Source organism: Prevotella sp. E13-27, from assembly GCF_023217965.1.
Lineage (GTDB): Bacteria > Bacteroidota > Bacteroidia > Bacteroidales > Bacteroidaceae > Prevotella.
Map to the genome: position 1 here is coordinate 1,247,185 of NZ_JALPSC010000002.1, position 14,182 is coordinate 1,261,366.

9 protein-coding genes are annotated in these 14,182 nt (G+C 46.6%); 3 read left to right on the top strand and 6 right to left on the bottom strand.

Annotated elements, in window-relative coordinates:
- Positions 1-23 precede the first annotated feature (23 nt).
- Positions 24-1,037, bottom strand: coding sequence for an aspartate-semialdehyde dehydrogenase (locus M1L52_RS14235; protein WP_248615692.1), 1,014 nt, complete (start codon positions 1,035-1,037; stop codon positions 24-26).
- Positions 1,038-1,156: 119 nt separating this feature from the next.
- On the opposite strand from M1L52_RS14235, the gene M1L52_RS14240 reads away from it, so the two are divergent.
- From M1L52_RS14240 to M1L52_RS14250, 3 genes are read left to right on the top strand one after another with little or no spacing between them, the layout of a single operon-like run.
- Positions 1,157-3,271 (top strand): cation:proton antiporter, encoded by a 2,115-nt coding sequence (locus M1L52_RS14240; protein WP_248615693.1) that lies wholly within the window; start codon positions 1,157-1,159, stop codon positions 3,269-3,271.
- Between the two features lie 33 nt (positions 3,272-3,304).
- Entirely contained in the window at positions 3,305-3,979 is a 675-nt protein-coding gene (locus M1L52_RS14245; RefSeq protein ID WP_248615694.1) for an ABC transporter ATP-binding protein, read from the top strand.
- Complete coding sequence (locus M1L52_RS14250) at positions 3,949-4,791, top strand: S1 RNA-binding domain-containing protein (protein ID WP_248615695.1); 843 nt, start codon at positions 3,949-3,951, stop codon at positions 4,789-4,791. Before M1L52_RS14245 ends, M1L52_RS14250 begins: the two co-directional genes overlap by 31 nt.
- A gap of 10 nt (positions 4,792-4,801) precedes the next feature.
- Here M1L52_RS14250 and M1L52_RS14255 read toward each other — a convergent pair whose 3' ends face one another.
- The 5 genes from M1L52_RS14255 to M1L52_RS14275 form a co-directional block, all read right to left on the bottom strand.
- Positions 4,802-5,179, bottom strand: coding sequence for a hypothetical protein (locus M1L52_RS14255; protein WP_248615696.1), 378 nt, complete (start codon positions 5,177-5,179; stop codon positions 4,802-4,804).
- 55 nt (positions 5,180-5,234) lie between these two features.
- On the bottom strand, positions 5,235-8,381 hold the full coding sequence (locus M1L52_RS14260) for a beta-L-arabinofuranosidase domain-containing protein (RefSeq protein WP_248615697.1): 3,147 nt from the start codon (positions 8,379-8,381) through the stop codon (positions 5,235-5,237).
- Positions 8,382-8,607: 226 nt separating this feature from the next.
- Complete coding sequence (locus M1L52_RS14265; protein WP_248615698.1) at positions 8,608-9,639, bottom strand: lysylphosphatidylglycerol synthase transmembrane domain-containing protein; 1,032 nt, start codon at positions 9,637-9,639, stop codon at positions 8,608-8,610.
- A 25-nt stretch (positions 9,640-9,664) separates the two neighbouring features.
- Complete coding sequence (locus M1L52_RS14270; RefSeq protein ID WP_248615699.1) at positions 9,665-11,128, bottom strand: DUF4876 domain-containing protein; 1,464 nt, start codon at positions 11,126-11,128, stop codon at positions 9,665-9,667.
- A gap of 151 nt (positions 11,129-11,279) precedes the next feature.
- Positions 11,280-14,066: a hypothetical protein gene (locus M1L52_RS14275; protein ID WP_248615700.1), complete on the bottom strand. Its 2,787-nt coding sequence runs from the start codon at positions 14,064-14,066 to the stop codon at positions 11,280-11,282.
- Positions 14,067-14,182: the final 116 nt, after the last annotated feature.

Below are 14,182 nucleotides of genomic sequence, written 5' to 3' on the forward strand. Positions count from 1 at the left end.
AATTCTCTATTCTCAATTCTCAATTACTTCACATTTCCAACCTTTATCAGGTATTCTGCAATCTGGACTGCGTTCAGGGCAGCACCCTTGCGAATCTGGTCGCCAGAGAGCCATAGAGTGAGACCGTTGTCGTCGGCCAAGTCCTTGCGCACGCGACCAACAAAGATGTTGTCCTTGCCGGCTGTTTCGAGAGGCATTGGGTAAGTGAGAGTAGCAGGATTGTCAACGAGCGTACAGCCAGGAGCTGCAGCTATAGCCTTCTGGGCATCCTCAACGCTAATGGGCTGCTCGGTCTCAATCCAAACGCTCTCGGAATGACTGCGCAGAGAGCTTACACGAACACACATGGCTGAGCAGCGTGCATCGGTATGCATAATTTTGCGAGTCTCGTTATACATCTTCATCTCCTCTTTAGTATAACCGTTGGGCTGGAACACGTCAATCTGAGGAATAACATTATATGCCAGCTGATGGGGGAACTTCTTGATGGTCTTCACCTCGCCTGTTTCAACAATCTCCTTGTACTGCTGCTGAAGCTCCTGCATAGCGGCAGCACCTGCACCAGAAGCACTCTGATAGCTTGACACGTGAATGCGCTTGATGTGGCTCAGCTTCTCCAAAGGCTGAAGAACCACCACCATCATTATAGTAGTACAGTTGGGGTTGGCAATGATTCCACGAGGACGGTTCAAAGCATCCTCAGCATTGCACTCGGGCACTACCAATGGCACATCATCGTCCATGCGGAAAGCGCTGGAATTGTCAATCATCACGGCACCATACTTAGTAATATCCTCAGCAAACTCCTTAGATGTTCCAGCACCGGCAGATGTAAAGACTATGTCAATATCCTTGAAGTCGTCGCCATGCTTGAGCAACTTAACCTCGATGTCCTTACCCTGATAGTTGTACTTACGGCCTGCGCTACGCTCTGAACCAAAAAGCACAAGCTCGTCCATTGGAAAATTTCTCTCTGCGAGAATACGGAGGAATTCCTGTCCTACGGCGCCACTGGCACCAACAATTGCTACTTTCATAATGTCTGTTTTTTTGTGTTTAAATTGCAATTTGCGCGCAAAAGTACGAAAAAAGCACGAAGTTGTTAAGTTTTTCATAGAAAAAATGTAATTTTGCAGACAAAAAGCGACAAAAATCAATGGGTTACCTTCACATAACCGACCCCACGCTCATTTTCTTCGTAGTACTGATGATTATTCTGTTTGCGCCGATAATCATGAGTAAGCTGCGCATTCCCCATATCATCGGTATGGTACTGGCAGGCGTGCTCATTGGCGAGCACGGACTGAACATCCTGGAGCGCGACGAGTCGTTTGAGCTTTTTGGACGCGTGGGACTGTTCTACATCATGTTCCTCGCAGGTCTTGAGATGGACATGGAGAGCGTGAAGAAATACTCACGCAAGTTCGTCATTTTCGGACTGCTTACATGTTTCGTTCCGCTCATCCTCACCTACCTCATGTCAATGACGATACTCGGCTATAGCGGCAAGGCATCATTCCTGTTGGGATGTATCATGGCTTCAAACACGCTTATTGCCTATCCCATCGTGGGACGCTACGGTCTGCAGCGAAACTCAAGCGTGATGCTCAGCGTGGGCTCAAGCATGATTTCGCTATTCATGTCGCTTGTAATGCTGGCAGGACTGGCAGCCACGTTTAGCGACGACAGCGGATGGCTGTTCTGGGTGATGTTTGCAGTAAAGCTGGCAGCTTTTATAACAGGCAGCATCTTAATCATTCCTCGTCTGACGCGCTATTTCCTGCGCCGTTACAGCGACTCGGTCATGCAGTATATCTTCGTGCTGTCGGTAATGTTCCTCAGCGCAGCACTTTCCTCGCTCATAGGACTGGAAGGCATCTTCGGAGCATTCTTCTCAGGACTGATACTCAACAGATATATACCCCATGTGTCGCCACTGATGAACCGTATAGAGTTCATAGGAAACGCTGTCTTCATTCCATATTTCCTTATAGGTGTGGGCATGCTAATAGACCTTAGCACGCTGGCAGAGAACCCCAGCATGTGGTGGATTGTGGCGATGATAACATTCTTCGGCACATTCGGAAAAGCTCTCGCAGCCTATGCGTCGAGTCTCATCTTCCGACTATCTAAAGCCGATGGCCACATGATGTTCGGACTCACCTCAGCCCACGCAGCAGGAGCCATAGCCATGGTTATGGTGGGAATGAGACTGGAAGTATCGTCAGGAGTGATGCTGGTAGATAATGTGATGCTCAACGGTATCGTGATAATGATTCTCGTAACCTGCATCGTGTCAACACTCATGACTCAGAAGGCTGCCATAGACATAAGCATAGGCAATGCCTCAGCACTACCAAGAAAAAACGAGAGCGAAAATGGCAAGACAAAGACACTCATCTGTGTGAAATATCCTGAGATAGCACCACAACTGGTATATCTCGCACTACTCATGCGCAAGCCCAAATCAAAGAGCGAACTGGTGGCGCTTAACGTGGTCTATGATGACGAGAACAGCAGTAAGGCTCGCGAAGACGGACTGCAACTGCTGGAGAAGCTGCAGAAGCAGGCAGCAGCATCGGAAGTGGCGATGCAGACACAGGTGAGACTGGCAACAAACATTGCCAACGGCATAAAGCATGCCTTCCGTGAGTGTGCCTGTTCAGACATCATAATGGGCATGCACGTACACACTAACGTGACGCAGAAGTTCTGGGGAGAGTTCATACAAAGCCTCTACAATGGACTGAACCGTCAAATCATACTAACACGTTTTGAACAGCCGCTCTCTACTCTCAGACTGATACATGTTGCCGTGCCATCGAGAGCAGAGTATGAGCCAGGCTTCCACCGCTGGCTGGAGCGTCTGTGCCGCTTTGCCGAACAGCTTGACTGTCGCATAATGTTTCATGGGCGCAACGAGACGCTAAAACTGCTGAGGGAGTTCATTGAGAAAGAACATCCAAGCGTGAGAGGAGAGTATAAGTTCATGGCTCATTGGAACGAGCTGCCCACGCTGGCTGCTGGAATAGAGAAAGACCACTTGTTCGTGGTGGTAACAGCACGTAGGGGAACCATCAGCTACAAGAACGCATTAGACCGTCTGCCCGATGAGCTAACGAAGTATTTCGCAGGCACAAACCTCATGATTGTGTTTCCAGACCAGTATGGTGTGCAGAAGGAAGACACGATGAGCTTCACAGAGGCACAGCACCACGAGGAGAACAGTATCTACGACACTATCCTGAGATGGGTGCATAGGAAGAGGTGAGAAGTGAGAGGTTAGAGGTTAGAAGTAAGAATTATGATTGAAATAGAAAATATAACAAAGAGCTTTGGCTCACTACAGGTGCTGAAAGGCATCGACCTTAAGATTGACAAGGGCGAGGTGGTGAGTATCGTTGGTCCGAGTGGTGCAGGCAAGACTACACTGCTACAGATTATTGGTACGCTGGACCGCCCTGATACAGGCACACTGAAGATAAACGACATAGACGTTACGAAGCTGAGCGAAAAGAAACTAAGCGACTTCCGTAACCGTCATCTGGGATTCGTGTTCCAATTCCACCAGCTGCTGCCAGAGTTCACAGCCATAGAAAACATCATGATACCAGCATATATAGCTGGAGTATCAAACAAGGATGCTAAGGAGAAAGCACAAGAGTTGCTTAAGTTCATGGGACTGAACGATCGCGCAAAGCACAAGCCTTCTGAGTTGTCGGGAGGCGAGAAACAGCGCGTGGCAGTAGCTCGTGCGCTGATAAATAACCCCGAGGTGATACTTGCCGACGAGCCTAGCGGCTCACTCGACACAAAGAACAAGCAGGAGCTGCATCAGCTCTTTTTCGACCTCAGAGACAGGTTCGGACAGACATTTGTCATAGTGACTCACGACGAGGAACTGGCAAAGCTTACTGACCGCAATATTCACATTAAAGACGGACAAATATGCTTAAACTCGGAGATTTTAATACCCTAAAGATTGTCAAACGCGTAGATTTCGGACTCTATCTCGACGGAGGCGACGAAGGCGAGGTGCTGATGCCTAAACGCTATGTGACACCCTCGATGCAGATAGGCGACGAGATAGAGGTATTCATATATCTCGACCAGGACGAACGCGTGGTGGCCACCACAGAAAAGCCGCTTGCGAAGGTCGGCGACTTTGCTTATCTTGAGGTGGCGTGGACAAACCAGTATGGTGCGTTCTTAAAGTGGGGTCCGATGAAAGACCTCTTCTGCCCTTTCCGTGAGCAGAAACAGCGCATGGAGACTGGCAAGAGCTATATTGTCTATGTGAAGGAGGACGAGGAGAGCCACAGACTCATGGCAACAGCAAAGGTGGAGAAATTCATTACCCCACTCTATCCCACCGAAGGAGGAAAACATGGACAGGAATGCTCAATACTCGTATGGCAGAAAACCGACCTGGGATTCAAGGTCATAGTTGACAATAAATATCAGGGACAGATATATGACAACCAGGTGTTTCAGCCACTCCACACAGGCGACTGCATGACGGCCTACATAGACCACGTGAGACAGGACGGCAAGATTGACATAACGATACAGCCAACAGGCAGGAAACACACGCTTGACTTTGCCGAGGTGCTGCTACGCTATCTCTACGAGAACAACGGTTTCTGTGAGCTTAGCGATAAGAGTCCCTCAGAGATTATTGCTGACCGATTCAAGGTGTCGAAGAAGATATACAAAAAAGCCATCGGCGACCTTTATCGCAGACGGCTTATCACAATCTCTGATGACGGAATAAAACTTGTTACGGAATAGTAACCTCTAATTATATTCCGTTCTCTTTCATCATTTTGAGGATAAATTCTTTGTCGGGTGCGAATACATGATTTAGCACTCCGACAGACACTATCCGTACCTTACCTCCATAGTTTATCTTACCTATGGAGACAATATAGTAGTTGTCAACAGTCACGATGTTGTTGATGGCAAACCCGCTACTCAAGCCTACTGCCGACTGACCAATCATGTTGAAAATAGAGCCGATAATATCATCGCTCTTGTCTATTCCGAACTTCTCGTTGATTGCAGCGCTAAACTCCCTGTTCAGCACGGCCTTGTGCTCAGCCTCAGAAGGACAAGTGACAAACATAGCAACAACAAGTACCACTAAAGCAACTATTATAAAAGCGCAACCTTTTCTCATTTATATTTTTGGGGAATAATTACATATTTACGAATAATTACTTCTCAGCAAAAAATTATTTCAGATATTTCTTTCCTTTGCTCACGACAATTTCATGCTGAAGACTATTAGCATCTTTCTTCACGCCGCCTACAGTATAATAATCGTTGACAGAAGCCTTAGTCGAGAGCAGGCGCTCAACGCTTGTCGTTGTCTTGTAATCATCTATGCTTTTTGCGAAGTTGATGTCATAGATCTCGCAAGAACCGTCAGTATTAGAAGAGGTCAGACCGAAAATGGTCTGACCTAAACATACACTTGGATGATCGCCTGTGAAGTTCTCATAGATGCCGCTGGAAGATATGTTCCATGCTATGAGCTGCTGACTGTTGCCATCGACGGTTATCGTCTGACTGTGAGCAGGAGCAACCTGTGTGCCGTGATTGGAACCGTTGAGCCACCAGAGATAAGACATTCCGCTTGACAGGCTGAGTCCCTTTCCGCGAACCACGAGATAAGTCTGCGCCTTCTCAATGGTGTAGTCGGTATCCTGATATTTCAACATAAGGGCAATATTGTTTGCGCCTGTAGCCTTTGCCTTCAGAACATTGCCTTCACTCTTGATGTTGCTTGCCGAGATGCGTGCTGCGTCGCCAGTAGTCCAGTCGGATGGATTGAAGATATAAGCCGACGACACATAGTCTTTAACAAGTCGCAGATAGTACATTCCAGGATTCATAGTGCCTGCATTTGCACTAAGACGAACCACGAACTGTGTCTTCACGTTGCCGCTGGCATCCTTCAAGAGTGATGCGGGTATAGGATATTCAATGTTGAAGAATCCGTTGAACGACTTCTTCACCTGTGCAGGAATCTCTATATCGGCTACCTTAACGCCGTCAATGGTCAGAGTGCCCTTGCGTCCTTTGTCGGCTGTTGTAAAGCGAAGCATTACAGCCAGTCCCTCTGACACCTTGTTAGGATTGAAGAGTGTGAACTGCACATATCCGCCGTTTTTTGCGTCGCGATAACTCTCGCCATTATACGAGCCCTTGTTTGAGTCAGAAGAGTAGTTGAACTCATGACCTGCCTCACTCTGCTGCTCGCCAGGAGCCACGAAGTCAAGCGTACGGGCATTAAGCGCCTCTGCCTCTGCCTCAGTCTTTGCCATATCGCTCTTTGCGAAGTTCTCAGCTGTCTGCTGATACCAGTAGCACATATAGCGGGCGTGTTGTATGCTGTAGAATGGCTTTAGTGTGAGGGTCTTCCAAGTATAGGTCTCCACGCCTTCGCGACGTGCGTCGATGGTGAATGTAAGCTTTGACAAGTCAACGGCATTTATGCGGTTTAGTACACTCGAGCGCTCACCAATGAGCAGCGGTGCCGACAACAAGTTCTTAGATGTTCCCATGCTGCCTGGAGCGTGATCCATGCGTCCTGCGCCAGCATATTCGTTCTGCAGTTTCTCATAGTTGAGACCTGTTGCTGCTGCATCAGCTTCATTCATTGCCGTTGTCTGGGCACCAAGAAGTATTGGACCATAGGTGAAAGCCACATAGTCAGTATAGTTTGGACATACTACATATTTCAGTTCCATTGGCAGTTCAACAGTCACCTTGTCGCCCACCTTCCATGTGCGATTCACGCTGACATAGCTTGCCGTGCCCTTTGTAACCTGTGAGTTGACGGCTGTACCGTTAACCTTCACTTGATAGCCGCTTCCAGCCCATGCCGGATGGCGCAGAGCGATGGTGTAGCTGCCAGCCTTCTCAATAGTAAGCTCTGTCTTCGCCTCGTAAGGGAAGCTGGTATTCTGAGTCAAAGCGAAGGCATCGCTTTCAAGACGCGAAGGTGTAAAGAGGTTCACATAGAGTGTGCTGTTGCCATTGTGGGTGTAGATGAAGTGTCCGTACTTAGAGTGGTTCTCCATGCCTGTACCCACGCAGCACCACATGCCTGAGTTAACCTGCGAATAGATGCGGTAGCCCTGTGGACGCAAAGTAGTGAAATAGACGTAACCGCCTGTCTCAGGATCTTGCGTAGAGAGTATGTGGTTCCACATGGCATACTCGTAGAAGTCAGCATATTTTGCATCTCCAGTACGGTCGGAAAGCATCTCAGAGAATTTCAGCATGTTGTTCGTGTTACATGACTCTGGTCCGTCGAGCTGGTCAATGTAGCGATTTGAGTTAGATACTGAGAGGAAGTGCTCGTTGACAGAGTTTCCGCCTATGCAGACGGTACGGTTCTGAGCCACGTCCTGCCAGAAGTTCTGCGCAGCGCTACGATAGCTCGTGGCTGTGGAATCTTCCTCGAACACGCGCTCCATACCAATATATTTTGGTACTTGTGTGTTGGCATGCTTTCCGTCAAGGAACGTGGTGTTCAACGACTGCATGCCGTTGAGCATCTGCTTGTGGGTGAAGCGCTTCGCAGCTGTAAGATACTTAGCCTGCTTCGTAAGCGTGTAGGCATCAAGCAGCGACTCATTCACTCCGCCATGCTCTGTGTTAAGCATGGACTCCATCTGCTGGTCGCTTAGATTCGAGGTGACGAGTATGCACCAGTCGCAGAGTTTCAGGAACATAGTCTTAGCTGTTTCGTTGCCTCCATAGACGTAGGCATCGCGAAGACCAGCAAGAATCTTGTGCTGACAATACCAGGGAACAGCCGTAGCGCCTTCGCCCTGAAGTGCTATATTTCCATCTTTGTAGAGAGCACGCCAAGCGTCGTTCATGGGCTGTCCGCCAATGAATCCCTTCAGTCCCTGTGTGTCGTTGTCATACTGGTCCTGACAGTCTTTCATCACCTCTACCATATAGTCCATGCGCTGCTTCAGCTGTGCGCGCATGTCTGTATCGTGACAGGCAGCATAAGCCAAAGCGAGAGCCGTGAGATAGTGTCCGCCAACATGTCCGCTGAGGTCAAAGTCAGATTTTCCCCAGTTGCTGAAGTTAGGATGATTCGTAAGCCATTGGTAGTACTTGCTGTTCTTGTCTGTGGTCTGTGCAAGTCCGGCCTGGCGCACATAGGGTGTCAGCAGACGATCAACATCATACTGCATCAGCAATTCGATGTTCTTGTTCATCGCAGTCTTCATGGGACCATCGAGGAGCGTTACCTGCTCTAAGTCGAAGTGTTTCGGATAAAGCTCAGTCTGCGCATTTGCAGTTGTTCCACAAGTTATTGCGGCAGCGAGAGCAACAGTTAGTTTTAGTTTCATATTATTGAAAAATTAGTAATTTTCAGGAGAGTATTAATAATAACACGTGATAGTTATTGTGTTTACGATTGCAAAAATACAAAAAGTCAAGCTAATAACAAAATAATTACCCTACAAATAATCATTTCCCAAATAATCATAGACACTAAGAAAACAAAAAAGCGTTCTAGAAGAACGCAATAAGAGATTAATAAGAACGAGCTGAGAGTTTAAAAAGAATGCTCGTCTATTTCCATTTCATAAGCACAAGCCCTAAAGCAATCCACAGCAGTTCGCGAACGCGACAGATTATGCTGACAAAGATGCCAAGTGCAGCAGACAGTCCAAGGGCAGCAATAGAGAGCACGAAGCCACCCTCCTGAACGCCCAACTGCATGGGAAGGAAACCAATAAGGTTGGCCAATAGCGACGTAAATGAGAGTATCAGTACTGAGTGGAGAAAGGTGAGCATAAGACCTGTGAAGCCTCCTCCACAGTCGATGTCGAATAGGAGCAACATGAAGAATATCTCAAGACTCTGAACGATACGTGAGAAAAATTCGAGGGCAAAGCTGCGATAGAAAGTAGGTTTGTCCTGATTTCTGAGAGCAGCTATCTGCTCATCAACCTCATTGATGGTCTGCTCGTGATTAGACATGAAGCGACGCCCCCACCCTCGCAGTCCAGGTATGCGAGCCACCCACGACATGAGCATCTTTACGACGCCGTGACGATAGCCACGAATGAACAATGCAAAAGCCGTGACGCAGAGCACTATGGCGAGGAAGAAAAGCACCATGAGGACAGGCGTCAGAGCAAGGTCGCCAACAGCAGCAAGGAAAAGATAGAGAAATATAGACACGAACCAAAACCAGAAATGGGCATAGATGTGCATCATGGCATATAGGATGACCGATGATGTGGCATGCTCCTTTGAAATGGTTCGCGAGAGTTCCATTATACGATAAGGCTCGCCCCCAAGTCCGCCAACAGGTGTGGCGTAATTGAGGGCGTAGCCAATGATAGTAAGACGATAGATGCTGGGAAAGGAAACATGTTCGCCTTCATCACACTTGCTCTTGACGATGAGCTGCCACGACCAAGCATTGATGGCGTAGATGACAGCCCAAACCCCTACTATGGGGACAAGCCAATAACCAGCGTGGCATAGATGCTGCCAAAGCTCGGAAAAGCTGACGTCGAACGTAAATAGCATCACCACAACGGTGGCCAGTCCGAGCAGGAAGAACAAGTTGTTCAGGCGATTCCTATTCCACATCTATTAAATGTAACTTCCTTTTTTATTAGAAAACCACCTTCTTTCCTCCTACGATATACAATCCGTGACGAGGATTAGAGTTTACGCGACGACCCTGAAGGTCGAACACTTGCTGTTTGCCATCAGCTTTTACATTAACGGTCTCTATGCCATCAGCAATTGCTTCTGGCTTAATGCCGTGCCAAGAGATAAACTCGAGGTCATTATGATTTACTGCTCCATTGGCAGCAGCAATCTTGTCTGCTATCGAATTGGTAACGATGATAAACAGACGGGCACCGTCACTGAATGTAGCCTTGTTGTAGGACCCTTCGACAGCAGGAACACGCTGGAAGCCTATATTGTCCTTCGTGTTCTGGAACTTATAGAACATACGGTCCTTCTGGCTGACAGACTTCTCATCCTCATCAGCCCAGTTAATTATAGAAGAGCGTGTGCGCATGACGCCCTGAGACTCTGACAGACTTAGAGTATATGAGCCAGGCTTGCCTACAGCAATCCACGGACCCTTGATGAGAAGCATGGAATCAGCAGGAAACTCACCATAAGTCAGATCAGTAGTAGAAGCTGTGTTGCTGGCATTAACATGAACGAACACCACTCCCTTAGGTCCACAGAAAGGTTTGTCGAAGTTTACCTCAGTAAAACCGCTCTCAGGAATGACGAGTGTTGTCTCACTTATACCTGAAACTATATCACTATAAGTGCGGATTGCAAGATTGGTTGTAACCTCGAAATCTACTGAAGAATTGTTGGTGTCGAACAGTATCTTTCTGCCATCGCTTGCTATGAAAGCTGTCTTACGCACCAGAGCCTCACCGTTGTTGCCTCCTGGAGAGGTGGTAGCTATGAAGCCTGCATCGTAGCTATCGGGTATGCGCTTCTGACTGGCATCAGGCTCAGTCTTTGCTGTGTGCTCAACGAAATCTACAGCATCGATGGTCTTATAGGCCTGAACAATCTTAAACTTCGTTCCTTCCGTCTGTCCACGATAGAAGTCCTCTGTATCCAACTTAGCGTCGGCTGCCAAAAGCACCAGTCCAAAAGGACCAGGCGACATGAACTGTAGGAAAGTATTGGTCTCTGAGTTAGTCCAGATGAGTTTCAGTTCAGGCACTTCGTCATTATGCATGTCCTTATATACTTTGTGCTGACTCTTCACCTCATAATCGGCTTGTGACAGGTCGGCTGCATTAGAAGCAGTTGTAGTGTGATTGAGAGCGCTGTTACAGATAACAAGACTTGCACCTGGACTGAGCAGACGAGTAGTCTCTGTAGGAATCTGGAACACCTGCTTTAAGGCGATGCAGCCAGAGTGGTCTTCAGCCATATTTGATGCTGTCCAGGCAGTGGAGAACTGAGCAGATGTAGTACTTGTGTTATCAGCAACACCAAGATAGATGCCTGTTATGTCGAGCGTATCAGCACAGTTGTTATACAGCTCAATGTAATTAGCCATAATGAACGCCCTGTCTTCATTGTCTTTCATATTGTTATAAAAGACCTTACTGATTAACAGTTCACCAGATACCGAACCACCGCTGGGTTTCTTCGGCTTAGCAGAAGAAGTCGAGACGCCCACAAGGAGCATCCCGACCGCTAATGTTATTACTTTTTTAGAAATGTTATTTCTCATAAGCTTACTTAATTACAACCTTCTTGCCATTAACAATGTTAATGCCCTTCTGCAGCTGGCTCATGCGAACACCCTGCAGGTTGTAGATCTCAACATCGGTAACCTTCTGTGAAGAAACATTGGTGATGCCTACGGTAGAAGTCTCGATTGAGATTGGGAGCAGCTGATTGGCTGTTGCAGACTTTGCTACGAGGATAGCCACCATTGCGATGTTCTCAAGCTTGGTGTCCTCTGCCCAGTCAGTAATCTTGCAAAGCTGCTGGTTTGCTGTTGCACTACCATTGTTAACGTCGATAGAAACTTCACCCTGAGTCAGCTTGCCTGCTGTTGCAGAAGTCTCTTCGAGTGTAGCGCCGTCAATCTTAACAACCTTGTTCAGGTTTGCAGCAACGTTAACCTGCTCGATAGTTCCCTCAACAATAGTATAGTTGTCAATAGGTGTAGCCTCAATGACGCTCTCAAGTGTAGCCTCAGCTTCCTTCATTTGAGTATTACCAGAATTATCACGCTTTACTACATATACAGTACCGTTTACCTTTGTCTTCTCAGTCAGTCTGCCATTGAGTGAAGAATACTGTATCCAGCATCCACCTGTTGCATCCTGAATCCATGCTGTTGAGAAACCATCGGCAGAAATACCTGTAACCTCAGCATCGGTAAGAGTCACCTTAGCGTATGAACCAGCGGCAAGGGCATTGAATGCAGCGATATTTGCACACTCAACATAGTCGATAGCAGCAAGTGCTACAGTCTCTTCATTATCTTTGTCAACCAAAGTAACAATTGCATTTGCGAAATAAGAAGTGCCACCCTGCAGGAAGCGTACACCTTCAGCATTGCCTTCCCAAATCATTCCTGTAATAGCGCCAGAAGATGGAACAAAGTTGTTGATATTGCTGTTACCAGCAGCAACAAATTCAATCTTAGTGATAGCCTTGCCTTCAGGAGCACGGAAAGTCAACGTAGTGTATTCCTTATAGGTAACGAGACACTGGCCACGATTGCTATCATCATAGATGCGCGATGGAGCAGAACCTGCTGTAATCTGAAGTGTAGCGCCATCAACGGTGAAGATTTCGTTGTAGATATAGCCTTGAACATCGGTCATTGCTGTACCAATATGCTCACGGATGTTAGGATCGCTGAAATCGAATGTAGCGAAAACTGGCTCTGGCTCTGGTGCTGCGACAGCAGAAACGAACTCTACCTTTGCAACAGTCAGATACTTGTACTTCAGAGAAACGCTCTCAGCAGCAGCGAGCTTCTCAACATCAGCAGCTTTGAGGATGAAGTCAACAGACTTTGTATCCTTGTTGATTTCGCTGATGGTCTTAATCTCATCAGCGCCAAACCACAGACTGATCTCACCTGTTCTTACATTGCGTGCAGGAGTAGCCTGACGAGCCTCAACATTAGCAATGGCAAATGATACACGGATGGTGTCCTTTGCCTTAGCAACGTCCTTCAACTGGCTTGCAGGAATAGTGATATAGGTATAGCCATCCAATGTTGATGTCTCACCGTTCTCCCATAGAACAACTGGACCATCGGCAACTGGCTCTGGTTCAGCAGCCTTTTTCAATACGAAATCCATAACCACAAATGGCTGAGATGGTGAACCACCTGGATTGAAATAAAGGCTCTCCCAGTTGTCGAGTTCATAAGTATAAACAGAAGGATAAATATCAGCAGCGATATTGGTTGCGAAATAGACATCATTGCTCACATCCACAGACTTTGCATCTTCTTCATTCTTTTCTTTCATGGCTGCAAGTTTACCATTACCATTGGCCGACCATCCATAAACAACGACCTTAGTAGCCACCATGCCATCAGGGAATGTAACGTTGATAGCACTACCCGTAGAAAGTTTCAAAGGAACATAAACATTTTCACCTATGGTGACCTTACTCATTCCATATTGGAAAGTCTTGCTCTCATCAACCATTGCGAATGAGATACCATTTGAAGTAACTGTGTTAGTATTAGCTCCTTCCACATTTTCACCATCCACACTAAATGCAATGACATTACCCAACTGAGAATAAGTTTTAGCAACGTTTGTGACGGTAACAGTATAATTGTCTGTACTATTAATTGTAAATGTATAGACGAAAGAGGTTCCATCAACAGTTTTTGTAACAGTTGTTGCTCCAGATGAAAGTGTTACACCTAAGACACCAATACCGTTTAGGTTAGACCCATCAATTGTTAATTCTTTTGTTGACTTAAGCGTAGCGAGATTATCTGCACTGATGGCAACACCATTAAGAGTAATAGCTGTTATTTCCTGAGTTATAACTTCAGTCTGCTCGTAGGTAATCTTCCATGTGCCCACAATCTGAGCGTTGCTGCCTTCGGCAAATGTTAGCTTGATGCTATCAACTGCTTCAATATCTGAGAGTACTATATCACCAATTGTCGATTCACCTTTTGCTGAAAGAGTTACATTTGCAGATAGTAAATTGTTGCCACCATCTACAGTTGCAGAAACGATATCAACAGCAGTAGTCGTATTTCCGCAGCCCCAGAATTCAAATTTTGAAATCTTATAACCTGCATTAACAGCAAACACCAATTTACCTTGGTTACTTCTCAGTTTTACGCCCTTATCTGGCATATTACCTTGCTTAAAGCTACCTTTACCTGCGACATACTTGCCATCGAGAGAATAACTGTTTCCGATAATTGTAACATTACTTTCACCAATGTTACCTGAACTCTCTGTGTCAGCCCAAGCTGCTACAACAAACAGCATCAGTAACGTCACTAATGATAGAATTTTTTTCATAAGCATTGTTTTTTAGTTATTAATAGAATTCACTAGTGTCCGGTTAAATTTTTCCGAACGTTAATTAAATGTTTAAATTTCAATGAGATACAGCGATTTAAAAATTTTCCGATTTG

Excerpts from the sequence above, each read along its gene's own strand:
- M1L52_RS14235 (WP_248615692.1), bottom strand. The coding sequence starts at position 1,037 with ATGAAAGTAGCAATTGTTGGTGCCAGTGGCGCCGTAGGACAGGAATTC.
- M1L52_RS14240 (WP_248615693.1), top strand. The coding sequence starts at position 1,157 with ATGGGTTACCTTCACATAACCGACCCCACGCTCATTTTCTTCGTAGTA.
- M1L52_RS14245 (WP_248615694.1), top strand. The coding sequence starts at position 3,305 with ATGATTGAAATAGAAAATATAACAAAGAGCTTTGGCTCACTACAGGTG.
- M1L52_RS14250 (WP_248615695.1), top strand. The coding sequence starts at position 3,949 with ATGCTTAAACTCGGAGATTTTAATACCCTAAAGATTGTCAAACGCGTA.
- M1L52_RS14255 (WP_248615696.1), bottom strand. The coding sequence starts at position 5,179 with ATGAGAAAAGGTTGCGCTTTTATAATAGTTGCTTTAGTGGTACTTGTT.
- M1L52_RS14260 (WP_248615697.1), bottom strand. The coding sequence starts at position 8,381 with ATGAAACTAAAACTAACTGTTGCTCTCGCTGCCGCAATAACTTGTGGA.
- M1L52_RS14265 (WP_248615698.1), bottom strand. The coding sequence starts at position 9,639 with ATGTGGAATAGGAATCGCCTGAACAACTTGTTCTTCCTGCTCGGACTG.
- M1L52_RS14270 (WP_248615699.1), bottom strand. The coding sequence starts at position 11,128 with ATGAAAGACAATGAAGACAGGGCGTTCATTATGGCTAATTACATTGAG.
- M1L52_RS14275 (WP_248615700.1), bottom strand. The coding sequence starts at position 14,066 with ATGAAAAAAATTCTATCATTAGTGACGTTACTGATGCTGTTTGTTGTA.